This is a genomic window from Streptomyces sp. TLI_053 (assembly GCF_900105395.1).
In the GTDB taxonomy this organism is placed as follows: domain Bacteria; phylum Actinomycetota; class Actinomycetes; order Streptomycetales; family Streptomycetaceae; genus Kitasatospora.
The window spans coordinates 6,940,964-6,964,819 of record NZ_LT629775.1 but is presented as its reverse complement, the minus strand read 5'-3'; the positions used below and the strand labels follow the sequence as shown (position 1 = coordinate 6,964,819).

Genomic DNA, 23,856 nt, shown 5'->3' with positions numbered 1-23,856 from the left:
CCGCGGCGTCAGGACGCCTCGTCCCAGGGAGAAGCGGCCCGGTTCCCGGTGCCGTCGCAGGTGCGGCAGATCTCGTCGCGGTACGCGTGCTTGGCCCCGCCCGCGTCGACCCGGTAGCGGACGTACACCCCGGTGCCGTCGCAGAGGAAGCAGTTGCCGCCGCCACCGCCGACCTCGGTGGTGCCGGTGCCCTGGCAGGTCCGGCAGCTGAGGCCGGCGGTGCGGCCGGTGCCTGCACAGATGCGGCAGACCGTGGTCATCGTCTTCCTCCTGTCGGCGCGCGGAGCCTAGGTCATGCTAGGCCAGCCGCTCCACGTACGGGCCCGGGTCGGCGGGGTCAGCCCGGCAGTCCCTCGCCGACGCGGCGGGAGACCGAGATCTGCTGGAGGTCGAGCAGCCCCGGCGGTTCGGCGACACCCGGGCCGCCGGAGTGCACCCAGCTGGCGATCTCCTCGATCATGTCGTCCGCCAGCACCCAGCCCAGCCAGACCGGTCGGCCGCCGGCCGCGCGGCCCTCGCTGGAGGGGCCGACCACCACGACGTTGGAGTGCGCGCAGGTGTCCAGGCACTTCACGGCGCGGACCCGGCCGGCGTCGCCGACCGCCGCGCGCAACCGCTCGTACTGGCCGGCGTGGTCGACGCCCGGGTGCTTCTGCTGGGTGCCGCAGCAGCAGCCCCGGCAGACGGTGACGGTCACCGGGGCGGCCGGACCGCGTCCGCCCTGCTTCCCCGCCCCGCCCTGCTTGCCGGCTCCGCCCTGCTTGCCGATCCGGTCGCGCTCGCGACGGCTCATGGTTCCCCGGCCTCCTCGTTCCCCAGGGCCCGCCGCCGCGCCCGTGCGCGCGGCGGCCGCAGGCCGCGGCGGCCGACGATCACGGTGGAGCCCGCCGGCCGGGTGACACCAGGACGGCAGCCGCAGCCTACCCGGCCGCCTGCCGAGGGCCGCCTCTGGTACCGCGGCCGACATGAACCAGACTCCAACAAAAGGGAGTTGACGGCAAAGCCCTGGGCTTGGACCGGGCCTCGGGCGTAGGCTGCACGGCTGTGAACCTTCTCGCCCTGCTGATCGGGACGGTGTTCGCCGGCAGCTCGTACTGGACCGGATCACGCGCCTCGCGGACGTTCCGCATCCACCGCTTCGGCACTCGCCACCGGGCCCGCGTGGTCGCCGTGACGAGCACGCCCGTGGGCGACGAGGGCGGCTACGAGGACACCGTCCGGGTGCGGTTCGAGGTCGCGGTCGGCCCGGCGGTGGAGGCGACCACGTCGATCGCGCTGCGCGGGCCGACCGGACTCCGACCCGGCGACGAGGTCGACGTAGCCCACCTCCCGCGGTTCCCGGACAAGGTCGTCGTCCTCGGCCTCCCCAGCGCCGACGGCGTCGGGCTGCTGGGGTACGCCTGCGTGCTCTTCGCCGTGATGACGGTCTTCTTCTTCTGGGTCGCCGCCGCCGACTGACCGCGTGGACCGCGTGGACCGCGCCGCCCCCACCCCGCCGCCACCTCCACCTCCACGGCGGCACCCCGCCCCCGCGCAGGCCCCGACGCCACCCTCACGGCGGCACCCCGCCCCCTGGCGGGCACCGCCCGAATTCCGCTCCGCCCCGTCTCGGAATGCATTTCGAAACTCCTCGGAGCGAAATTCGGAATTCCCGCCGGAGCGCCTTCCGAAACCTCTGACGGATTTTCGGAAATGTATGCGCACAGCATGGACGACCGCGAAACCTGCCAGTAACTTACCTGTCAGTAGTAGCTGTGGCCCGGCTCGCACCACCCCCACCCACCCGTTTCTCTCCCCCAGGAGGAACCGTGCTCCGCCGTGCCCGGAATTCCCTGCTGCTCGCTTCCGCCGCGTTGGGCGCCGCACTCGCGATGACCGCCACCAGCGCGCAGGCCGCCACTCCCGCCCCCCACCGCTACGTGGCGCTCGGCGACTCCTACGCGGCCGGCGCGGGGGTTCCGAACCAGTCGGCCGGCCTCTGCCTGCGTTCCGACCGCAACTACGGCCACCTGGTCGCCGCCGCCCTGAACGCCGCCGCCTACCGCGACGTCACCTGCGCCGCCGCCAAGGTGAAGTCGATCACCGAGGCGCAGTACGACGCCTTCATCCGGGTCAACGACCCGCAGATCGACGCGGTGACCGCCGACACCGACCTGATCACCCTGGGGATCGGCGGCAACGACCTGGGCGACAGCGACCTCGGGATCGCCGACGTGATCGCCACCTGCATCGCGGGCGCCGTGGTCAACCCGCTCGGCACCCCGTGCACCGACGTCTACCACCACGGGTACTGGGACTGGTCCAGCTGGTCCTGGCAGTACGGCAACGACGACCTCGCCGACCGGATCGACCGGACCGGACCGCGGCTCGCCGACACCGTGAAGCGGCTGCGTGCCAAGGCCCCGAAGGCCCGGATCCTGCTGGTCGGGTATCCGTCGGTGCTGCCCGCCGACGGCGCCTCCTGCGTCCTGCGCCAGCCGATCGCCCCGCGCGACATCCCGTACCTGCACGAGGTGCTCGGCCGGCTGAACAGCATGCTGCAGTCCACCGCCCGCGCCACCGGCGCCACCTACGTGGACACGGCCACGCCCACCCGCGGGCACGACGTCTGCTCGTCCGACCGCTGGGTGGAGGGCGCGCTGCCCGGCTCCCCCGCCGTCCCCTTCCACCCGAACGCGACCGGTGAGCGGGTCATGGCCGACGCCGTGCTCAAGGCCCTCGGGTAACGCTTCCGGAAGACACGCCCCCACAAGCCCCGAGGGGCGGTGACCGGTCCCCGGTCACCGCCCCTCGGTCGTGCTCCGCCGGCCTCACGGCTTGATGCGGACCACCTGCGGGTCGTGGTCGCTCGCCTGCTGGGCGAACTCGGCGTTGATGTGCACCACGTCGTACTTGGCGTACCCGACCTCCGGGCTGACCAGGATGTGGTCCAGCACCTGCGAGTTGCCCTGGTAGACGTAGGAGTACTGCTCCTTCTCCGGCAGCTCGTTCACCAGGTCGCGCAGCACGCCGTCCTTGGTGAGCGTGGTCAGCGCGGGCGAGAACTGGTAGTCGTTGAAGTCGCCGACCGAGACCACCTTGGCGTTCTTGTCCGCGGCCAGCAGCTTGGCGACGAACGCCTGCTCCACCGTGGCCTGGGCGACCCGCTGGGTCTCCGAGGAGCGGGTCGGCGCCTGGAAGCGGCTGTCGATGCCCTGGTCGCCGCCCTTGCTGTTGAAGTGGTTGGCGATGACGAAGACCTTCTTGCCGCGGAAGGAGAACTGGCCGATCAGCGGCTTGCGGCTGTTGGTCCACGCCGCGTCGGCGGGGGCGATCCGGCCGGGCGAGGCGGTCAGCGAGGCGGCGGAGCCGGTGCCGGCCACGTCGACCGCCGCGGTGGCGGCGCCACCGGGGATGTCCGTGAAGGAGACCCGCTGCGGGTTGAACAGGAAGACCTGGCGGATGTTGCCGCCGGGCTCGCCGCCGTCCTTGCCGTCCTCCGGGTCCACCGAGCGCCAGTCGTACGCCGGGCCGCCGGCCGCCTTGATCGCGGCGACGAACTTGGCGACGGTCTCGCTCGCGTCCACCGTGCCGTCGCTCTTGGCACCGTTGTTGTCCTGGATCTCCTCCAGGGCGACGATGTCGGGCGAGCGCAGGTGGGTGACGACGCCGGCGGCCAGCTCGGCGAACTTGCTGTCGGGGTTGGTGGCCGCCAGGTTCTCCACGTTGTAGGTGGCGATGGAGAGTTCGCGGTCGGCGGTCGGGGCGGTCACCTCGCGCTGGAGGTGGTTGTCCTGGAGCGCGCCGAGGGTGCCCGCGACCAGGGTGTAGCCGCCGAACTGGTTGTAGTCCAGCGGGCCGTTGGTGACGCCGGTCAGCACGTCGCCCACGTTGGCGACCGGGAAGGCCTGCTGGGAGACGAGCGCCTGCTGCTGCACCATCAGCCGGCCGACGTTCGGCTCCGCGTAGGACTCGTAGAGCACGCCGCCGCGCTGGCTCTTCTGGTCCTGCTTGTCGGCGGCGACCCACAGCTCGTTGTACTTGTCGGTGGCCTGGATCACCCGGACGTCACGGACCTCGACGAGCATGCCCTCCAGCGACTCGTAGAAGTCGAGGGTGTACTTCTCCGGGTCCAGGGTGACGCCGTTGATCGTCCCGTCCGGGCCGGCCGCCGGGGTGTAGGTGCCGGGGATGTTGCGGGTGTCGACGACCACCGGGGCCGGCAGCGGGTTGCCGGAGGAGACCACGGTGACGGCCGGGTTGGTCAGCTGGGTGAGCGACTGCGAGCCGCCGGTGAAGTTCGGGTAGTACTCCGTCACCTTGCCGGTGACCAGGACCGAGTCGCCGACCTTGACGGTCGGGTTGGCGGAGCCGGTGTAGACGAAGACGCCCTCGCTGGTGGCCGGGTCGGCGTCCGGGTTCGGGTCCTGGATCCAGAAGCCCTTGGAGCCGTACGCGCGCACGCCGGTGACGATGCCGGGCACGCCCGCGACGGTCTTGCCGGTGCGGTCGGACAGCCGGGTGCGGCCCTGGACGTCGTGGATCCGGACGGTGCCCGGCTCGGTCGGGCCGGTCGGGGTGGAGCCCTCGGCGACCTCGCCCTTGCTGTTGGTCGGCGACGGGGCGCCGGCCGCGAGGTCGGCGGCGTTGTCGTCGGTGTCCGGCAGACCGGCCTTGCGGGCGACCGAGGCGGTGTTGGAGGCGCCGGCCACCGAGGCGGAGCCCTCGTGGACCACGGCGGTGCCGAAGCCGACGATGTCGCGCACCCGCGGGTCCGCGGCGCAGTCGGCGGCGGTCTTGCAGGTCAGCGGGTCGGTGCCGTGCACCAGCGCGACGGTGCCGCTGGTGCCGGACAGCGCCAGCGAGCCCACCGCGTCCGGGGTGGGCAGGTCGACGGTGCCCGCGGCGCCGGCGCCCTCGCCGACCAGGTAGCGCCCGCCGGGGGCGATCGAACCGGTCAGCGGGGTGACGCCCCACTGGGAGTTCGGGCCGGGCGCGGCCGATATGTACTGGACGCTCCAGCCGTCCAGGCCGAAGGCGGCGCCGCCCTTGTTGGCCAGCTCGACGAAGTCGTTCTTCAGCGTGGCGCCCGAGTTGCCGCCACCGCCGTAGACCTCGGAGATCAGCGCGTCCGCGGACGGCGCGGCCACGGCGGCGGGCAGCGGGGCCAGCACCAGGGAGGCGGCCAGACCGGCCGGGACGATGGCCGCGCGCAGCAGGGCGCGGCGCGAGCGCGGACGGGGAGCGATGGGCATGGTCACCGGAACGGGGCTCCTAGCTCGGGTGGTGCATGGGGGTGGGTCGGCGGGGCGGGTCGGCCGGACGGTTCAGCCGGACGGGTCGACGGACGGGTCGGCGGTGCGGGTCGGCCGGACGGGTGAACCTGACGCATCGGCCGGTGCCCGGCCCCGCTGTCCTGCTACCCGCGTAGAAATCCGCGCGGAAGTCGGGAACCGCCCCCCGCAGCGCCCCAAAGATACGCGCGTAGAAAATGACCGGACAAGAGCCTGGAGGTGAACTTCTCCAGCACAGCGACAGTCCGTTACCCCGAAGCTGTGACCCCGGCTACAACCAGCCGCGCTGGGCCGCCTTCAGGCCCGCCTCGAAGCGGCTGGCCGCCTCCAGACGCTCCATCAGCGCCGCCATCTGCCGCCGGACCGTCCGCACCGAGACGCCCAGCCGCTTGGCCGCCGCGTCGTCGGTCAGCCCGGTGGAGAGCAGCCGCAGCAGTTCGCGCTCACCGGGGCTGAGGCCGGTGCCGGCGTCCTCGGGGCGCGGGTCCCCGCCGAGCGGGGCGGCGGTCTCCCAGGTCTGCTCGAACAGCGCGACCAGGGAGGCGACGATCCCGGGCTCCTCGGTGCACAGGGCGCCGGCCCTGGTGTTCTCCGGGTCGATCGGCACCACGGCGGTGGTCCCGTCGAAGACCAGCATCCGCGGCGGCAGCACCGGGGCGGTGCGCACCCGGCCGCCCAGGCCGGTCATCCACTGGGTGTAGGCGAAGGTCTCCGGGTCGTTGCGGACGCTGTCCTGGTAGATGGTGCGCAGGCTGACGCCCCGTCTCAGGGCGTCCTCGTCCAGCGGGCGGGAGGCGGCCAGGCTGGCGGCGGACTGCGCGCCGCCGGGCATCACCGCCAGGCACTCGGTCGCCAGCCGGGCGGTCAGCGTCTCCAGCTTGGCCTGGATCGCGTCCAGGCCGACCAGGCGCTCGCCGCCGTCCACCAGGGTGGCCGAGCGGAGGGTGGCGTACTCCGCGACGGCGCGCGCCACGGCGGCCTTGGAGACGGCCAGCTCCTGCTGGCGGCGGGCGAGGTCCTCCTCCTGGCGGCGCAGCAGCAGCTCGAGCCCGCGCTCCGGGCTGACCGGCCAGAGCGCGCCGGGGCGTTCCCGGGAGGCGCGCAGCAGGGTCAGGTCGGCGAGGCGGTCGAGCGCGGCCCGGACGTCGGCCTCGGGCAGGTCGAGCCGTTCCCGGAGTTCGGCCACCCCGCCCTCCGGATCCGCGAGCATCTCGCGGTACACGGCTTCCGCGGTGGTGTCCACGCCCAGCAGTTCCAGCACGTCAACGACCCCTGACCGTCACGACATCACGTCTCATCGCGTCCCATCGCGGCTCGCGACGGAATTCCGGTCCGCCCCGGCGACCCCCGATCCTTCCTCCGGTGCTCCCGTCGCCACAAGACCTGATCCGGTCACCCGAACCGGACCGTCCGGTCTGTTCCGCAAAGGGTTCGGGCGGACCGGCGCCACCCCGCGAACCGCGTCCCGGGGTTGCAGCAAGCTGCCTGGCCGGATGCTGCCCGGCGAACTCCCTCCCGGCGCGGACCGGGTGACGGAAGGATGCAGTCTGCGGACGGACACCGGACCGCCCGCACCGGCACCACGCACCATCGCACACCGGCACCACGCACCACCGCCCCGCACCGGCACCACGCACCGTCGCACACCGGCACCACGCACCACCGTCCCGCCCTGAACCGCCCCGCACCGCCACCACGCCCTGAACCACCGTGCAGAACAGGAACCGCCGTGCCGAAGCCCGTCCGGCTGCTCGCCGCCGCCGCCCTCGCACTGACCCTCGCCACCGCCGCCGCCCCCGCCGCCTCCGCGCAGGCCGCCCCGGCCGCCCCTGTGACCGCCCACGCCGACGGGACCGGGATCGGCTGGGACGCCCCCGCCGTCCGGGGGACCGGAGGCATCGGCTGGGACTCCTCCCGCGCCGACGGCCCGGGCATCGGCTGGGACTGACCGTTCGGTGTTCGCCGTCCAACTGACTCTCCTGGACGTCTCGGCCGCGCCCGCCGTCGAGACCGGACCCGCCGACGTCCAGGGCGCCCTGTGGGCGCGCGCCACTCCGGGCGACGGCCTGGAGCACGTCCGCGCCCGCTCCTTCCCGGGGGGCGTCGGCGTCGTGCTGTACGTCCGCGCCCCCGACCGGGAGGCGGCCGAGCTGAGGGCGTACGCCCTGCTCCGCCGCGCACTGGCGGAGGGCCCCGCGCACCGCTTCACGGTGGCGGCTCCACCGTAGGCCGCGGGGCCCTCCGCCGGGCTCGCTCCCGCCTTCCGTCCTGATTTCGGACGGTTGCGCACACCCACGGGTTTGGCCGATTCATGCCTATGGCTTGACCGGCCCCTTATTGACATGCATATGCCCATCGGCATGCCCGCGCACAGGTCCGGTCGCCCCGGGCCGGCTCGGCCGTGCCCGAACGCGGACGCGTGTCGCCGTCGAACCCCTCACCACAGACCGTCGAGGAGCTCCATGTCACAGCCGACCGGCACACCACCCCGGCACCGCGCCGGGAACACCGTGCCAGCCGCCCCCGCACCACACCGCCGCAACGGCGTCCTGCGCCACACCGCGGTCGCCCTCGCCGTGGTCCTCGCCACCCAGGCCGCCGCCGTCGTCATGACGACCGGTCAGGCCGTCGCGGTCACCCCCGAGGCCCCCGCGCCCAAGCCCGGCAAGGCCCTCGGCCCGGCCGAGGCCAAGGACATCGCCACCGCCCACCTCAAGGCCCGGCTGGAGAACCGCCGGATCGAGGTGACCGACGAGCGCGGCGAGTCCACCACCACCTGGATCAACCCGGACGGCACCACCACGCTGGACGTCGCCTCCGGCCCCGTCCGCTTCAAGGACAAGGACGGCGCCCTCCGGCCGATCGACGTCAGCCTGGCCCAGCAGGCCGACGGTTCGGTCAAGGCCAAGGGCCACCCGCTCGGCCTCACCCTGGCCGGCGCCACCGCACCCGCCGCCGCGTCGAAGTTCAAGGCCGCCGGCGCCCCGGCCGGCGATCAGCAGGCCCCCGCCGTCCCCCTGGTCTCGCTGGACAACGGCAACGGCACCAGCATGTCGCTGTCCTGGCGCGGCACCCTCCCGGCCCCCGTGGTCGACGGCACCAAGGCCCGGTACCCGAACGCGCTCACCGCGACCGACCTGATCGTCGAGTCCACCCGGACCGGCTTCGAGCAGTTCCTCGAACTCAAGGACCGCAGCGCGGTCGGCGCCAACGGCACCGTCACCATGACCCTGGACGCGGCCGGCCTGCGGGCCCGCCACAACGCGGACAACTCGGTCTCCTTCCTCGACCCGGCGACCGGCGAGGAGAAGGGCCAGCTGCCCGCCCCGGTGATGTGGGACGCGAAGGTCGACGAGCGCAGCGGCGACCACACCCGCACCGCCCCGGTCGGTCTGAAGGTCACCCAGAACGGCAACGCCGTCGACCTCACCCTCACCCCGGACGCGGCCTTCCTCAACGACCCGGCGACCCAGTACCCGGTCACCGTGGACCCGGCGGTCAACATCGGCGTCGGCTTCGACACCTTCGTCCAGCAGGGCTACGCCACCGACGTCTCCTCGCAGACCGAGCTCAAGCTGGGCAACAACGGCTCGGGCCAGATCGCCCGCTCCTTCCTGCAGTTCCCGATGGCCAAGATCAGCGGGAAGCAGATCACCAGCGGCAAGCTCAACCTCTGGAACTTCCACAGCTGGTCCTGCACCGCCAAGGGCTGGGACGTCTGGGACACCGGCAGCGCCACCACCGCCACCCGGTGGACCGCGCAGCCCGGCTGGAACCGCAAGTGGGCCACCTCCACCTCGACCAAGGGCTACTCCAGCTCCTGCAACGACGGCTGGGTGAACCAGGACATCACCTCGCTGGTGCAGGCCTGGGCCGGCAACGGCAACGCCAACAACACCCTGGGCATCCGCGCCACCGACGAGAGCGACCCGTACGGCTGGAAGAAGTTCAACTCCGGCAACGCGTCCGCCAACACGCCCTACCTGTCGGTGACGTACAACACCCCGCCGGCCGTCTCCACCCTGCTCGCCCCGGCCAACGGGGCGCTCACCGGGGACGCCACGCCGACCCTGTCCGCCAAGGCGACCGACCCCGACGGCGGCAACGTCCTGCTCGACTTCGAGGTCTGGGCCGCGAACGGCACCGCGGCGCTGCAGTCCGGCCACACCGCCTACGCGGCCTCCGGCTCCACCTTCACCTGGACCCCGGGCACCGCGCTGCCGGCCGGCGCCTACAAGTGGCGCTCCCGCTCCTGGGACGGCACCGCCAACAGCGCCTGGTCCGCGTTCCGCACCCTCACCGTGGACACCACCGCGCCCGGCGTCACCGCGATCGCCTCCGGGGACTTCCCGGCCGGACAGTGGGCGGGCACCCCGGACGCCAACGGCGACTACAGCGGCACCTTCACCTTCACCCCGCCGACCGCCGACGTGAAGGACGTCCAGTACAAGCTGGACGGCGGCGCCTGGGTCACCGCGGCCACCACCGGCGCCCCGGTCGGCGCGAAGCTCACCTTCAAGGCCGGCGCGCACACCGTCACCGCGCACACCCGGGACGCCGCGGGCAACGTCTCCGCCGACCGCACCTACACCTTCTACGCCGGCAAGGGCTCCGCCCTGGTCGCCCCCGCCGCGGGCGAGCGCCCGGCCCGCCGCACCTCGCTGCAGGCCGAGGGCAACAGCACCTACACCGGGGTGCGCTACCAGTACCGCCGCGGCGAGACCGACGCCTGGAAGGACGTTCCGACCGCCAACGTCACCACCACCGGCGGCCAGCCGGTCACCGCCTGGCCGTTCGCCGCCCCCGGTGGCAAGCCGGCCGCGCTGACCTGGAACATCACCGACACCCTGACCGAGAACGGCCCGGTCGACGTCCGCGCGGTCTTCACCGACGGCACCGCCACCGACGCCACCGAGCCCAACACCGTCACGGTGGACCGCAACGCCGGAACCGCCCCGGAGACCAAGGTCGGCCCCGGCGAGGTGAACACCCTCACCGGTGACCTCGGCCTGTCCGCCACCGACGCCGAGGCCTTCGGCCTGCACGCCGAGCGCTCCTTCTCCTCCCGCCGGCCCACCAACGGCTCGGCGCAGGAGGGCCAGGCGGCGATCTTCGGCCCGCAGTGGAGCTCCGGCACCACTGCCGAGATCACCGACGCCGACTGGTCCTACGTCCGGAAGACCTCGGCGACCTCCCTCTCGGTGGTCTCCGCCGACGGCTCCGAGACCGGCTTCACGGCCACCGGCGCGGGCGGCTGGAAGCCCGAGCCCGGCGCCGAGAACCTCACCCTGACCGGCGGCTTCACCGGGGCCTTCACCCTGAAGGACACCGAGGGCACCACGGTCGCCTTCGCCAAGGTCGACCCGGCCGCCACCACCTGGCAGGCCACCGCCTCCTCGCTGCCCAGCGACAACTCCACCACCTCCGTGGTGTCGGAGAAGGTCGTCTCCGGCGGGAAGACCCTGGCCCGGCCGAAGTATGTGGTCGCGCCCACCTCGGCGACCGCCTCCGTCAACTGCGCCGCCGTGCCGTCCACGGCCGGCTGCCGGGTGCTGGAGTACGTCTACGCCGACGCCACCACCGCCACCGCGTCCGCCCTCGGCGACGTGACCGGCCAGGTGAAGCAGATCCGCCTCTGGTCCACCGACCCCGGCGCCTCCGCCGCCACCCCCGTCGTCGTTTCGCAGTACGCGTACGACGAGCAGGGCCGGCTGCGCGAGGTGTCGGACCCGCGGACCTCGCCGGCGCTGAAGACCGCGTACGGCTACGACGCGGCCGGCCGGGTCACCACCGTGACCGAGCCCGGCGAACTGCCGTGGACCCTGGAGTACGGCAAGGCCGGCAACGCGGCCACCGCCGGCGAGGGCATGCTGCTCGCCGCCTCCCGGCCCACCCTCAAGCAGGGCAGCAAGGACGTCACCGACGGCACCGCGACCACCTCGGTGGTCTACGACGTCCCGCTGAGCGGCGCCAACGCGCCCTACCCGCTGGCACCGTCCGACGTCGCGGCCTGGGGCCAGACCGACGCCCCGACCGACGCCACCGCCGTGCTGCCGCCCGACGCCGTCCCGTCGACCCACGACGGCAAGGCGCTCGGCACCGCCGCGTACAACCGGGCCTCGGTGACCTACACCAACGCGTCCGGCCGCGAGGTCAACACCGCCACCCCCGGCGGCGGCATCACCACCACCGAGTACAACGCCTTCGGCAGCCAGGTGCGGGCCCTCTCCGCGGAGAACCGCATCCTCGCCCTGGCCACCACCGGTGACGGCCTGAACAAGCTGCGCGCCCTCGGCATCGCCGGCCGCTCCACCGCCGACCGCGCCCAGGTGCTCTCCTCGACGTCGGTCTACTCGGCCGACGGCAAGCGGCTGGTCGAGCAGTACGACCCGCTGCAGCTGGTCACCCTGGAGCACGACCTGGCCGCCTCCGGCAGCTCCCCGGCGCTCACCACCGGCGCCGAGGTCCCGGCCCGCGCCCACACCGTGAGCAGCTACGACGAGGGCCGCCCGGCGACCGCCGCGGTCAGCGACAAGACCACCTCGGTGACGGTCGGCGCCCGGATCGACGGCTACGCCGCCGACGCCGACACCCGCCGGACCGCCACCGGCTACGACTGGGCCCAGGGCCTGCCCACCCAGTCGGTCCAGGACCCGGCCGGCCTGAGGATCACCACCGCCACCGGCTACGACGCCGCCGGCCGGGTGACCTCGCAGAGCCGCCCGAACTCCACCGGCTCCGACGCGGCCACCACGGTCACCTCGTACTACGGTCCGACCGGCACCGGCGCCTGCGCCGGCCACCCGGAGTGGGCCGACCTGGTCTGCTCGGTCGCCCCGGCCGCCCAGGTCACCGGCGGCGGGAGCAACCCGGCCCAGCTGCCGACGAAGACCTTCCAGTACGACCGCTGGGGCAACGTCTCGGTGCTGACCGAGACCGCCAACGGCGTCACCCGCACCACCACCCGCGACTACGACGCCGCCGGCCGTCCGGTGAAGGTCTCGGTCACCGGCGGCACCGGCACCGCCGTCGCCGACACCGTGCTCGGCTACGACCCGGCCACCGGTGAGCTCGCCACCGTCAACAACGGCAGGGCCACCATCACCCAGGGCTACGACAGGCTCGGCCGCCAGGTCTCCTACGACGACGGCGCCGGCAACGTCACCACCACCGAGTACGACAAGCTCGACCGGGTGGTGAAGAAGTCCGACTCGGTGCCGTCCAGCGTCACCTACGGCTACGACACCGCCAAGGACCCGCGCGGCCTGCCCACCACGCTGACCGACTCGGTCGCGGGCACCTTCACCGCCTCCTACGACGTCGAGGGCCGGCTGGTCACCCAGACCATGCCCGGCGGCAACACCCTGACCAACAGCTACGACAGCCGGGGCAGCCAGACCGGCAAGACCTACAGCAACCAGGCGGGCACCGTCCTGCTGGCCGACAACGCCGACTACACCGTGCACGGCCAGCAGGCCGGCCGCACCCAGTCCGACGGCAACAGCACCACCAGCGGCTACACCTACGACGCCACCGGCCGCCTGACCAAGGCCGCCGACAGCACCGGCCTGGCCTGCGCGACCCGGACCTACGCGTTCGACCAGAGCAGCAACCGGACCAACCGCACCAGCGTGACCGACGACTGCGACCCGGCCACCCAGGACGCCGTCACCAAGGCCGAGAACCACGGCTACGACACCGCCGACCGCCTCACCGACGCCGGCTACACGTACGACGCCTACGGCCGCACCACCGCCCTGCCGAAGGGCACCCAGCTCGGCTACTACGTCAACGACCTGGTCCGCACCGAGACCCTCGGCGACACCCGCAAGACCTGGGACCTGGACGCCTCCGGCCGCCTCGCGGTGAGCACCACGGAGACCAAGGGCACCGACGGCACCTGGGCCGTCACCGCCCAGGACACCAAGCACTTCGAAGCGGGCACCGACAGCCCGTCCTGGTCCAAGGACGCGGCCGGCAAGCTCACCCGCAACGTCCTGGACCTGACCGGCCAGCTCACGGCCGCCACCGGCACCGACGGCGGCGCGGTCCTGCTGCTGACCAACCTGCACGGCGACGTCTCGGTCCAGATGTCCCCCGACGGCACCCAGGACCTCGCCGTCTACCACTACGACGAGTACGGCAACGTCGTCGACGCCACCGGCTCGACCGAGTACGGCTGGCTCGGCGGGGCGCAGCGCGAGGGCGACAGCCTCTCCGGCCTCACCCTGATGGGCGTCCGGCTGTACGACCCGGCCACCGGCCGGTTCCTGCAGACCGACCCGGTCCTGGAGGGCTCGCCGAACGCCTACGGCTACCCGGTCGACCCGATCACCATGGACGACCTGACCGGCATGTCCTGGCGCAAGAAGTGGGTCGCCTACTTCAGCCGGGCCGAGGGCAACACCATCGGCACCCTGCTCTACGTCTCGGGTCTGATCGCCAACGGCATCGGCAAGATCCTGCGCAAGCTCCCGCACATCGTCGCGCGGGCCGCCGGCTACGTGCTGTGGGCGCTGTCCTACCTGATGAAGAAGATCGGCAAGCAGTTCCTCAAGGCCGCCAACAAGCGGGGCAGCCACGGGGTGCGGTTCACCTTCGGGATCTGGCGCTCCAGCCACTGGTGGGTGCCGGACCGCCCGATCTACCGGGTGGACCCGCGGTACTGAGCCGCGCGGGCCGACAGCAGTTCCGGCTACGACGGAACCGCTGACCGGTGCTCCACCGTTGTTCCCAGTGGAAGACAGGTAAGGCCGGGCCCCGGAGGTTCTCCCCCGGGGCCCGGCCGCTTCCCGTTCCGCTGTCGGTCGCGCGCCCCTGGCGGTGGCTGCGCGCCGTCGCCGGTCGGCTACTCTCCCTTGTCGGCGGCCGCGGCGGTGAGTCCGGCGGACCACTTCTCCTCGACGTTGCCGAGCTTCCAGTAGGCGATCGCCGCCACCCAGGTCAGCACGAACAGGCCGACGATGGCGTAGCCGACCAGGTTGAGGTCCAGCTCGCCGATCCAGGCGACCGGGCCGCTGCCGATGTCCAGCTTCTCGCCGAGCAGCCCGATCAGCTCGATCGAGCCGATGACCAGGGCGACCAGCACCGAGAGACCGGTGACGGTGAGGTTGTAGTAGATCTTCCGGACCGGCTTGGAGAACGCCCACTCGTAGGCGAAGTTCATGAACGAGCCGTCGATGGTGTCCAGCAGGCTCATCCCGGCGGCGAACAGGACCGGCAGCACCAGCAGCGCGTACCAGGGCAGCTGGAACGCCGCCGCGCCGCCGGCCAGCACCAGCAGCGACACCTCGGTGGCGGTGTCGAAGCCCAGGCCGAACAGCAGCCCGACCGGGTACATGTGCCAGGGCTTGGTGACGGCCCTGGTCACCCGGCCGAGGATGCGGTTCATGAAGCCGCGCTTCTCCAGCTGGGCCTCCAGCTCCGCCTCGTCGAACTCGCCCTCGCGCATCCGCCGGAACACCTTGAGGATGCCGTTGAACGCGCCCAGGTTGATCAGGCCGAGCGCCAGCAGGAAGGTGCCGGAGACGGTGACGCCGATCAGGCCGGTCGTCTCGTGCAGGGTGGATCCGTCCTCCTCGACCTGGCCGGCCAGCGAGCGGATGCCGAGGGCGAGCAGGGCGCAGAGGCCGAAGACGATGGACGAGTGGCCCAGCGAGAACCAGAAGCCGACCGACAGCGGACGCTTGCCCTGGCCCATCAGCTTGCGGGTGGTGTTGTCGATGGCGGCGATGTGGTCGGCGTCGAAGGCGTGCCGCATGCCGAGCGTGTACGCGGTGAGCCCCATGCCGGCGCCGAAGACCTGGCCGCCGACGTCGTAGTGCTCGGGCGCGATGACCGCGAGCAGGGTGAACCAGCCGATCACGTGCAGCGCGAGGATGAAACCACCCATACCTGCCAGGCGGATCCACTCCTCACGGGTGAGCCGGTCGCGCCAGCGGGGGCCGGTCATCGGGGGTCCTTTCGTGGGGCCGTAGCGGCTCCGGGGCGCCGGAGCTGGGCCATCTTTCCTTCTGGTCGTAATTAGTTGCAAGTCATGCGCAATTACGACCTGGTTACCGGGTGGCGGACGAACCGGGGGCCCACGAAACCCTCCCCCGGACAGAGATGGTCATGAACCGTACAAGCGGCGGTAACCCGACCCGCCCGGAAGACGCCGTTCTACGCGCGGATACTCGGTCGTCCCGCACCCCAACCCCCTCCGGAGGGACGGCACATGATGCTCCGTCGAAGCACGCTCGCGCTGGCCGCGTCCGCCCTGCTCGCCACCGGCCCGCTCGCGCTCACCGCCCCCGCCCCGGCCGCCGCCGCGACCTCGGCCCTCCCCCACCGCGTCCTGTTCGACAACAGCAAGGGCGAGACCGCCGGCAACGCGGACTGGATCATCTCCACCGCCCAGCCCGACCCGCGCACCCAGAACGCCAGCCCCACCACCGAGAAGAGCTGGACCGGCGCCCTCTCCGCCTGGGGCGTCGCCCTCCAGAAGACCGGCCAGTACAGCCTGAAGACCCTCCCGGCCGGCTCCACCATCAGCTACGGCACCGGCGCCGCGCTCGACCTCGCCAACTTCGACACCTTCGTGATCCCCGAGCCGAACATCCGCTTCTCCGCGGCGGAGAAGTCCGCGATCGTCCGCTTCGTGCAGAACGGCGGCGGGCTGTTCCTCGTCTCCGACCACGACCGGAGCGACCGCAACAACGACGGCTGGGACTCCCCGGCGATCATCAACGACCTGTTCACCAACAACGGTGTGAACAACAACGACCCGTTCGGCTTCTCGGTCGACGTCAAGAACATCTCCACCGACAACCCGCGCGCCGTCAACGACGCCGCCGACCCGGTGCTGCACGGTCCCTTCGGCACCGTCACCGGCTCGATCCTGCGCTCCGGCACCACCTTCACCCTCAAGCCGGCCGACAACCCCAAGGTCAAGGGCATCGTCTACCGCACCGGCTCGTCCGGGAACACCGGCGCCTTCTTCGTCACCAGCGGCTACGGCAGCGGCCGGGTCGCCGCCTGGGGCGACAGCTCCCCCGCCGACGACGGCACCGGCCAGTCCGGCAACAACCTGTTCAACGGCTGGGACGACCCGGCCGGCACCAATGCCGCGCTCGCCCTCAACGCCACGGCGTGGCTGAGCAAGGCCTGAGGCCCGCCACCCCCGGGGTGCCCCGTCCGCCGCGTGCCCGGCCCGTCCGCCGGGCGCGCGGCCTCCCGTCCGGCCCGGCCCCCTCACCGGGCGGGCGACCGCTTCCTCCCCTAGTGTCGGAATGATCCGCACCGATCCGCACCGACCGGGACCCGATGGGAGCGGCCATGCCCTCGTACCCGCACCGCACCACCCGCGAGGACCTGCGCGTCCCCCTCCCCGACGGCACCGAGCTGTACGCCCGCCTCTGGCGCCCCGCGACCGACGAGCCCGTCCCCGTCGTCCTGGAGTACTCCACCGACCGGCTCACCGACTGGACCGCCACCGAGGACGCCCGCCGCCACCCCTGGCTCGCCGGCCACGGCCACGCCGCCGTCCGGATCGACGCCCGCGGCCACGGCAACTCCGGCGGACTGCCGCCCGGCTCCGCCTCCGCCGACCTGCTCGTCGAGGACGGCGCCGCCCTGGTCCACTGGCTCGCCGGCCGGCCCTGGTGCAACGGACGGACCGGACTGCTCGGCACCGGCGCGGCGGGGGCCCTCGCACTGCGGATCGGCGCCCGCGCCCCGGACACCGTGCGCGCCGTCGTCACCGCCTGCCCCGACGGCCCGCACCGCCTCGGCCGCGCCGTCCTCGCCGCCGACGGCCACACCCGCGCCACCGCCCACCTCGCCGACGCCGCCCGCCCACCGGACCCGCTGTACGTCGGCGACGACTGGCGGGCCCGTTGGCTGGCCCGGCTCGACGCCCTCGAACCCCCGCTCGCCGACTGGCTCGACGCCCCGGCGGCCCCCGCCCCGGCCGCCGCCGTCCCCACCCTCGCCGTCGCCGGCTGGACCGATCCGTCCGCCGCGGCGGTGCTGGCACTCGCACGCGCCGGAGGCTCCACCGCCGTCCCCGTCCGCGCCGTCCTCGGCCCCTGGCCGCACGGACTCCCCGACGAACTCCTCCCCGAGGCCCTGCGCTGGTACGACCACTGGCTGCGCGACGTCGACACCGGCGCCCTCGCCACCCCCGCCCTGCGCAGCTGGCTCGGCACCCGCTGGTCCGCCGACGACCCCTGGCCGTCCCCCGGGGTCCGCGAGGTCCGGTACGGCCTCGACGGCCCGCTGCGCACCGCCGGCACCGCCTCCGAGGACCGCTGGGTGCGCGTCCGCTCGCCCCAGCACACCGGCCTCAACGCCGGTTCCTACGTCCCGCACGGCCGCCCCGCCGACCGGCCCCCGGACCAGCGCGAGGAGGACGGGCGCTCGGTCTGCTTCGACTCCCGGCCGCTGCCCGAACCGCTGGAGCTGCACGGCACCCCGGCGCTGACCCTGCGCCCGGACCCGGCGAGCGGCGGCGCCCTGGTCGCCGCCCGCCTCTGCGCCGTCGCCCCGGACGGCACCTCGACCCTGCTCACCCGGGGCGTCCTCACCCTCCCGGCCGAGCCGGCCGGCCCCGACCCGGTGGTCACGCTCGCCCCGGTCGGCGCCACCGTCCCGCCCGGCCACCGGCTGCGGCTCGCCCTCTCGTCCACGTACTGGCCCTGGCTGTGGCCCGGCGCCGACCCCGACGGCTTCGCCGTCGACCCCTCCCACTCCGCCCTCACTCTCCCGGTCCACGACCCGGGCACCCCGGAGGCGGCCCCCTTCCGCTCCCCCACCCTCCCCCTGCCGCCCCCGCTGCACCTCACCGAACCCCTCGCCGCCCGCCCCGAACGCATCACCGTCCACGACATCGGCCGCCGCGAGTGGCGCACCGAACTCTCCCCGGCCACCGACGGCACCCGCACCCACTCCGACGGCCTGGTCCGTGCCGAGCACACCGTCACCGCCTACCGGGTCCTGACCGCCACTCCCCTCAGTGCCCAGGCCCGCACCGACCGCACCCTGCGCCTCGAACGCCCCGCCCTCGGCTGGGACGTCACCGTGCACACCCGCACCGAACTCCGCTGCGACGCGACCCACCTGCTCGCCCACACCCGGCTCCGGGCGGAGGAGGCCGGCAACGTCGTGTTCGACAAGGAGTGGCACCAGCGCATCCGCCGCATTGGGACCTGATTCGACCCCACAGGACTGACATCCGAGCTACTGTGGATGTCATGACTGCAGCCTACGAGGAGATCCCCTTCAGCGAGCTGCTCCACCGGCCCGCTGCCACGACCAGCAGACTCGACGCCGTCCGCGCGCTCCGGCTCCGCCGCCGCGACGCCGGCGACCTCGCCCTGATGCGGGTCGACCAACTGGAACAGGACACCACCGTCGTCGACTTCACGTCCCGCCTGCTCGGCGGACTGGTCCGGACCGGCAACACCGCCGCCCTCCGGGCCGCCCTGCCTGACGCCCTCCCCTGGGTGACATTCCTCCCCGAGGAGGACGTGGACCTGCTCGTCGACGAGCTGGTGGACGTCGCCCGCGGCGCAGTCGCCCTCGACAACCTCGCCCCGATCGCCCTGCTGCTCACCCAGTGGCGCCACACCGCCGAGGTCCACGCCGACCCCGCCCTGCACGCCCTCCTGACCCGTGAGCCCGAGGGCGACCTCGGTCCCGTGCCACGCCCCGGAGAACCCGGGTGAGCCCGAAGCGCGGCGACCGCGCCGCACCTCCGCCGATCGAGGGCGAGTACGACCTCCGGTTCGCCAGCTCCGCAGCTGCCGAGGGCTGGGACCTCCTCACCCGCCACGCACCGACCGGTCTCCGTCGCGCCTACGAGCACATCAGATCCACGCCGCGAGCCACCGACAACCCGAGCCGGCAGCACCAGCTGAAGGGCAAACTCGCGACCGCCGACTTCAAGGGACGGGAGCTCGAACGCTGGCAGTACGAGGTCACCAGCGGCGGGCGCATCTGGTATCTGGTCGACACGCCGACTCTCACCGCCTGGATCACTTACGCAGGCACCGGCCACCCCAAGGAAACCGACTGACGCCAACCCTTTTCTCACTCCACCAGGGCCAGCGCCTCGCTCAGGTTGTACTCGGCGATCGCCCGCATCGCGGCGCGGTGCGGGAAGTCGCCGTCGAGCAGGCGCAGCGGTCCGGCGACCAGGGACAGGCGGATCGCCAGTCCGTAGAGGTCCAGTCCGGGGCCGTCGAGGTCGTCGGTCCCGCCCAGGCTCGGGCGAACTCCCCTTCGAAACACCGCCCGTCCCCGAACGCCGCCCGTGCCACCCCGGCCGATTCCACCGCTCGACCCCCTGCTGTCCTGCCGCTCCCCCCGTGCGGAGCGGCAGGACAGCTCAGGGGAGGGGTCCGAGAAGGGTCATTTCCGCCAGTCGGGCGCCATGACCATGGCCCTCAACTGCTCGACCGAGAGCGCCGGCTGACCGGGCCGGTACGTGTGCTCGTCCTCGCCGTTGCCCTCACTGATCAGGACGTTGCGCCCGTCGGGGTAGTACACCCACACCACCCAGTGCAGGAGCGGGTCGACGGCACTCTTGCCGTTGCCGAACTGGTTCATCACGACGAACGTGCCGTCGGGCAGTTTCTGCCTGACCTCCAGCGGTGTCGGCGTTCCCTCCTCGGCCCCCTTCTTGAATTCGATTCCACGCGGCCCGGCAGGCTCCAGATGGACGGACAGCCTGCTGGTCCGACCCTCGTACTCGACCGCCACGGCGCCGTTCTCCGCGTCCCGACCCACCTCCTTCGCGCCGGTGGGCAGCAGTCCGGCCAGCACCGCGGTCAGCTCCGGCAGCGACTCCCCGGGCGCGGGGGTGGACATGGCGGGGAAGGACGGCTCGGTGGTCGCGGTGACGGTCGAGGGCGGGGTGGTGCCTGCGGCGGCCGTCGACGGCGGGGCCGTGCGCGCAGTGGCCGTCGACGGCGGGAACGCCGGTCCGGAGGACGCCCTGGGCGCGTTCGGGTTCGCCGGCATCGCCGCGACCACCCGCCCCCACTCCGGCGCGGTCACCACTGCAGCGAGCCGTTCCGCGTCCAGCGGCGGCAGCTCCCTCGTCGGGCTCACCGGGCTTCCGTTGAACTCCACCAGGGTGACCTTCGTACCGTCCGGCGCCGCATAGACACCCCGCCACGCCCGCTGCCCCTCGAATGTGGTGTCCCTGGTCTTGTCGATCATCAGCACCGCACCGTCCGGCCGGACGGTGCGGTCGCAGGGATCCTCCGGCACCACCCGCGGGTTGCAGACGGCGGCCTGCTCGGGCGTCTGCGCTCCGCGTTCGACGAAGTAGTGGATCGAGCTCACCCCATGGCCGTCGTCGTAGTTGAACAGTCCCGCAGTCATGTACGGGTGGTTGCTCGACTCGGTCGCGTCACCCGGGGCCGACGCGGTCGTGTCCGTCACGGTGCCCGGCGGCAGCAGACCGGCCACCAGCCGCACCACGTCGTCGCCGGTCATCGGCGCTTCCGCGGCCGGACCGAACAGTCCCGGACCCGGTCCTCCGACGAACGCCCCCACACCGGCGACGGCGAGCACGGCGAGAGCCGCACCACCGGCGACCGCGGCCCGCCGCCGGTTGCGCCGGCGCCGTCCCAACCGCTCGGCCCCGGCGGCCAGGGCGAACAACGACTCGTCGGGCGCCAGAGCGGCCGCCCCGCGCAGCTCCCGGGCGAACCGCTCCTCGAACCCGGCCCCGATGCGGACCGCGAAGTCGTCCTCAACCGGCATGACGCAGCACCTCCTTGTCCGTGAACGCCGACCCCAACGTGTGCCGCATCCGGGCCAGCGCCCGGCTGCTGCGCGAACGGACGGCCGTACTGCTCAGCCGCATCGCCGCCGCCGTCTCCTCCACGCTGCGGTCCTCCCAGAAGCGCAGCACCAGCACCGCCCGGTCCTGCGGCGGCAGTTCGCCGAGCGCCCGGAGGAGGGTGAGCCGCAGGGCGGGGTCGGGGTCGGTGACCGCGGCATCGGGCAGCACGTCGGTGACCCGTTCGGTGCTGCTGCGCCGACGGCGGTGCGAGAGGAAGGTGTTGACGAGGACGGTCTGCGCGTAGCCGCTCGGGTTGTCCAGGCGCGAGATCCGACGCCACTTCACGAAGACGCGTCCGAGCGCCTCCTGCACGAGGTCCTCGGCGAGATGCGCGTCACCACCGGTGAGCAGGAACGCCGTCCGCAGCAGATGGCGCCCCCGCGATGCCACGAAGGCCGGAAAGTCGGGCGGCGCTCCCGACTCGACCGCCGGTGCCTCCGCCCCCTGTATTTGCTCCATGCCCTACTAACGCGATCACTCGGTGGTCTTGTGGCACCGGTTTTCCGGCGGGCCGATCCTCACACAGCGCCGGAGCCGCTCGAGCACCGGCGCTGCTGCCGGTTGCCTCAGTCCGACGGCCCGTCGTCCTCCGGCCGGCCGGGCATCCGGCGGACGAGGACGACGCCGAGCACGACGGTTGCCAGGGCAAGGAGGGCGAGGAAGGAGAGGGCGATCCCGACCAGCAGCCGGGTCGGGGTCACGGCCGGGCCTTGAGCAGGGCGAGGAGGTTGAGGAGGGTGGCGGTCGGGGCGTTGCCGAACCGGACCAGCACCCGGCCGTCGACCACGCCTTCGGTGGTGGCGGAGGGCCAGACGATGCCGAGGGCCTTTCCGCGCTCGTGGAGTTCGGCGAGGAGCGCCTCCACCTCGACCTCGCTGTAGGTGCCGATGCGGGGGTCGTGGGGCCCGATCGGGGCGCTGTCGGGGGCGCTCACGCGGCGGCGTCCAGCTCGAACCAGACCGACTTGCCGGACCTGCGCGGGTCCGCGCCGAAGCGGTCCGTGAGCGAGCGGACGAGGTGCAGCCCGCGCCCGGAGAGCGCGTAGGGTCCGTCCGCAGTTCTCTGCTCGGGAAGGTTCGGGCACCCGTCCGCGACGGACACCCGGAGCTTCCCCTCCAGGAGGACGACGACCACCAGCGGGGCCAGCGAGCCTCCGTGCTTCCAGGCGTTGACGAACAGCTCGCACAACGCCAACTCGGCGTCGCGGAAGGCACCGTCGGACCACCCGGCGCGCACGAGCACCGCGCGCAACTCCTCACGGGCGAGCGACCAGTCGGGGGGCAGGGGGAGCGTGGACATACGGAGACCTCCGTAGGGGTGGAGTGGATTCGATCCGGCGCCTGATGATCAATCAGCTGGATCTGATCAACATGCAGCCATGGCGCCAACGCGCACAGCAGCGATCGGCGCTTGCCGACAGTGTGCGGCTCGTCACAGTCAGCATGGGGCCTTGATGGCCATCCTGGCAACTCATCTCAGAATTTTGGATATATCCAAATCGAACACCAATTAGCGCCCCTACAGTGGCAGTTACCCAGTGGCGCAGGTGCACGGCGCCGAGGCACACTGATCCAGCGAGGCTCAGAGAGGGCGGGGATGGCCGCAGCAGCAGGTCCAACAGTTCGACGGAGGCAGCTCGGCGCCGAACTCCGCCGCAGACGAGAAGAGGCCGGCCTCTCGCACGACGAGGTCGCGGACGCTCTGACCAGCATGAGCCAGCCCAAGCTCTCCCGCATCGAGAACGGCCGCGGCGCCACCAAGGTCGACGACGTCAAGAAGCTCCTGTCGCTCTACAAGTGCGAGGACACGGACCTCGTCTCCGCACTCGTCGACTTGGCCAAGAACGGTGCACACCGCGGCATGTGGTGGCAGAGCTACAGCGCACACATCGGCCAGGCTCTCGGCGACCTGATTTCTCTCGAGGCCGGCGCAGCGTCCGTTCGGACCTACGAGGGCGCTTTCATTCCAGGCCTCCTCCAGACGCCCGCCTACGCGCGCGAGATCATCAAGAAGCTCAGCATGCGTCCCGACGTCAATGTCGAAGCACTCGTCGATGTGCGCGTGGCTCGCCAGAGCGCTCTGACCCGAGCAGAACCGCTGACTCTGTGGGCCGTGATCCACGAGGCCGCCATCCGCTCCGGCGTCGGCGGACCGAAGGTCATGGCCGAGCAGCTCGCACGGCTGGCGGACCGTGCGAGCCAGCCCAATATCAACATTCAGGTGATGCCGATCGGCGCTCCCGCTCACCACGGCATGGGCGGGGCCTTCACCATCCTCGGTTTTCCACAAAGGCAGGATCTCGACGTGGCACTCGTCGAGGGCACATTGAGCAACTTCTGGGTCGAGGATGCCGCCGATGTGGAGCAGTACGCGGCGAAGTTCGATGCCATCCGGGCCGACGCCTTGGGCTTGGACGACTCGCTCGCCATCATCACCGAACAGAGAGACAACATCACATGACGTTCATCCCGAACGCGGCAGCACTCAATGTGACTTGGCGCAAGTCGTCCAGGAGCAACGAGTCCACCAACTGCGTCGAGTTCGCATCCTCCGACGGCATCGTCTCCTACGTTCGTGACTCCAAGGACCCTTCCGGCCCGGCCCTGACACTCACCGCCACCGCGCACTCCGCCTTCATCTCGGCAGTCGTCAACGGCGAGTTCGACTTCGACCTGCTCTGACAGCACCACTGAACCCACGGCCCGGCGCGCCTCGAACGGCGCGCCGGGCCGCACAACCGGTGAGAGG

The 23,856-nt window shown here is 72.5% G+C and carries 21 protein-coding genes and 1 pseudogene; 11 read left to right on the top strand and 11 right to left on the bottom strand.

Translation table 11 applies throughout. From position 1 onward, the window contains the following. Window positions 1-8 precede the first annotated feature (8 nt). Both BLU95_RS29050 and BLU95_RS29045 read right to left on the bottom strand, forming a co-directional pair. Entirely contained in the window at window positions 9-260 is a 252-nt protein-coding gene (locus tag BLU95_RS29050; RefSeq protein ID WP_030391225.1) for a hypothetical protein, read from the bottom strand. A 77-nt stretch (window positions 261-337) separates the two neighbouring features. Next, complete coding sequence (locus BLU95_RS29045) at window positions 338-793, bottom strand: (2Fe-2S) ferredoxin domain-containing protein (protein ID WP_231977838.1); 456 nt, start codon at window positions 791-793, stop codon at window positions 338-340. A gap of 251 nt (window positions 794-1,044) precedes the next feature. On the opposite strand from BLU95_RS29045, the gene BLU95_RS29040 reads away from it, so the two are divergent. Both BLU95_RS29040 and BLU95_RS29035 read left to right on the top strand, forming a co-directional pair. Continuing rightward, the gene (locus tag BLU95_RS29040; protein ID WP_093862576.1) at window positions 1,045-1,458 is read left to right on the top strand and encodes a DUF3592 domain-containing protein; all 414 of its coding nucleotides are present in this window, start codon (window positions 1,045-1,047) and stop codon (window positions 1,456-1,458) included. Between the two features lie 350 nt (window positions 1,459-1,808). Further along, entirely contained in the window at window positions 1,809-2,726 is a 918-nt protein-coding gene (locus tag BLU95_RS29035) for an SGNH/GDSL hydrolase family protein (RefSeq protein ID WP_093862575.1), read from the top strand. Between the two features lie 84 nt (window positions 2,727-2,810). On the opposite strand, the gene BLU95_RS29030 is transcribed toward BLU95_RS29035, so the two are convergent. Together BLU95_RS29030 and BLU95_RS29025 are read right to left on the bottom strand one after the other, a co-directional pair. Next, window positions 2,811-5,234: a DUF8508 domain-containing protein gene (locus BLU95_RS29030; RefSeq protein WP_093865208.1), complete on the bottom strand. Its 2,424-nt coding sequence runs from the start codon at window positions 5,232-5,234 to the stop codon at window positions 2,811-2,813. A 310-nt stretch (window positions 5,235-5,544) separates the two neighbouring features. Then, window positions 5,545-6,534: a helix-turn-helix transcriptional regulator gene (locus BLU95_RS29025; RefSeq protein WP_093862574.1), complete on the bottom strand. Its 990-nt coding sequence runs from the start codon at window positions 6,532-6,534 to the stop codon at window positions 5,545-5,547. Between the two features lie 468 nt (window positions 6,535-7,002). Between BLU95_RS29025 and BLU95_RS43420 the strand changes: the two genes are divergently transcribed. The 3 genes from BLU95_RS43420 (at window position 7,003) to BLU95_RS45255 (ending at window position 13,942) form a co-directional block, all read left to right on the top strand. Continuing rightward, window positions 7,003-7,221: a hypothetical protein gene (locus BLU95_RS43420; protein ID WP_093862573.1), complete on the top strand. Its 219-nt coding sequence runs from the start codon at window positions 7,003-7,005 to the stop codon at window positions 7,219-7,221. A 7-nt stretch (window positions 7,222-7,228) separates the two neighbouring features. Further along, a complete protein-coding gene (locus BLU95_RS29015; RefSeq protein WP_093862572.1) occupies window positions 7,229-7,501 on the top strand; it encodes a hypothetical protein in 273 nt (90 codons plus the stop codon). A 234-nt stretch (window positions 7,502-7,735) separates the two neighbouring features. Next, on the top strand, window positions 7,736-13,942 hold the full coding sequence (locus tag BLU95_RS45255) for a DNRLRE domain-containing protein (RefSeq protein ID WP_093862571.1): 6,207 nt from the start codon (window positions 7,736-7,738) through the stop codon (window positions 13,940-13,942). Window positions 13,943-14,121: 179 nt separating this feature from the next. Here BLU95_RS45255 and nicT read toward each other — a convergent pair whose 3' ends face one another. Continuing rightward, window positions 14,122-15,225 carry a Nickel transporter NicT gene (gene nicT / locus BLU95_RS29005; protein WP_093862570.1) on the bottom strand — a complete coding sequence of 368 codons (1,104 nt, stop codon included), beginning with the start codon at window positions 15,223-15,225 and terminating at the stop codon, window positions 14,122-14,124. 264 nt (window positions 15,226-15,489) lie between these two features. Here nicT and BLU95_RS29000 point away from each other — a divergent pair, with 264 nt between their 5' ends. The 4 genes from BLU95_RS29000 (at window position 15,490) to BLU95_RS28985 (ending at window position 19,329) form a co-directional block, all read left to right on the top strand. Then, window positions 15,490-16,422 (top strand): motility-associated ABC transporter substrate-binding family protein, encoded by a 933-nt coding sequence (locus tag BLU95_RS29000; RefSeq protein ID WP_173862155.1) that lies wholly within the window; start codon window positions 15,490-15,492, stop codon window positions 16,420-16,422. A 167-nt stretch (window positions 16,423-16,589) separates the two neighbouring features. Further along, window positions 16,590-18,464, top strand: coding sequence for a CocE/NonD family hydrolase (locus BLU95_RS28995; protein ID WP_159425030.1), 1,875 nt, complete (start codon window positions 16,590-16,592; stop codon window positions 18,462-18,464). A gap of 41 nt (window positions 18,465-18,505) precedes the next feature. Then, window positions 18,506-18,979: a hypothetical protein gene (locus tag BLU95_RS28990; protein WP_093862568.1), complete on the top strand. Its 474-nt coding sequence runs from the start codon at window positions 18,506-18,508 to the stop codon at window positions 18,977-18,979. Then, window positions 18,976-19,329: a hypothetical protein gene (locus BLU95_RS28985; RefSeq protein ID WP_093862567.1), complete on the top strand. Its 354-nt coding sequence runs from the start codon at window positions 18,976-18,978 to the stop codon at window positions 19,327-19,329. The genes BLU95_RS28990 and BLU95_RS28985 overlap by 4 nt, the downstream gene beginning before the upstream one ends. Window positions 19,330-19,343: 14 nt before the next feature. Here BLU95_RS28985 and BLU95_RS28980 read toward each other — a convergent pair. The 6 genes and pseudogenes from BLU95_RS28980 to BLU95_RS28960 all read right to left on the bottom strand — a co-directional run. Next, a pseudogene (locus tag BLU95_RS28980) lies at window positions 19,344-19,499 on the bottom strand (aminoglycoside phosphotransferase family protein); the annotation flags it as partial. Window positions 19,500-19,664: 165 nt separating this feature from the next. After that, entirely contained in the window at window positions 19,665-21,026 is a 1,362-nt protein-coding gene (locus BLU95_RS28975; protein ID WP_093862565.1) for a hypothetical protein, read from the bottom strand. Beyond that, window positions 21,016-21,567 carry a SigE family RNA polymerase sigma factor gene (locus BLU95_RS28970; protein ID WP_093862564.1) on the bottom strand — a complete coding sequence of 184 codons (552 nt, stop codon included), beginning with the start codon at window positions 21,565-21,567 and terminating at the stop codon, window positions 21,016-21,018. The genes BLU95_RS28975 and BLU95_RS28970 overlap by 11 nt, the downstream gene beginning before the upstream one ends. Window positions 21,568-21,674: 107 nt before the next feature. After that, a complete protein-coding gene (locus BLU95_RS45250) occupies window positions 21,675-21,809 on the bottom strand; it encodes a hypothetical protein (RefSeq protein ID WP_286158588.1) in 135 nt (44 codons plus the stop codon). Continuing rightward, window positions 21,806-22,042, bottom strand: coding sequence for a hypothetical protein (locus BLU95_RS28965; RefSeq protein ID WP_093862563.1), 237 nt, complete (start codon window positions 22,040-22,042; stop codon window positions 21,806-21,808). The genes BLU95_RS45250 and BLU95_RS28965 overlap by 4 nt, the downstream gene beginning before the upstream one ends. Further along, window positions 22,039-22,407, bottom strand: coding sequence for an ATP-binding protein (locus BLU95_RS28960; RefSeq protein WP_093862562.1), 369 nt, complete (start codon window positions 22,405-22,407; stop codon window positions 22,039-22,041). Before BLU95_RS28960 ends, BLU95_RS28965 begins: the two co-directional genes overlap by 4 nt. A 297-nt stretch (window positions 22,408-22,704) precedes the next feature. On the opposite strand from BLU95_RS28960, the gene BLU95_RS28955 reads away from it, so the two are divergent. Both BLU95_RS28955 and BLU95_RS28950 read left to right on the top strand, forming a co-directional pair. Continuing rightward, window positions 22,705-23,568, top strand: coding sequence for a helix-turn-helix domain-containing protein (locus BLU95_RS28955; protein ID WP_093862561.1), 864 nt, complete (start codon window positions 22,705-22,707; stop codon window positions 23,566-23,568). Further along, the gene (locus BLU95_RS28950) at window positions 23,565-23,789 is read left to right on the top strand and encodes a DUF397 domain-containing protein (protein ID WP_093862560.1); all 225 of its coding nucleotides are present in this window, start codon (window positions 23,565-23,567) and stop codon (window positions 23,787-23,789) included. Before BLU95_RS28955 ends, BLU95_RS28950 begins: the two co-directional genes overlap by 4 nt. Window positions 23,790-23,856 lie beyond the last annotated feature (67 nt).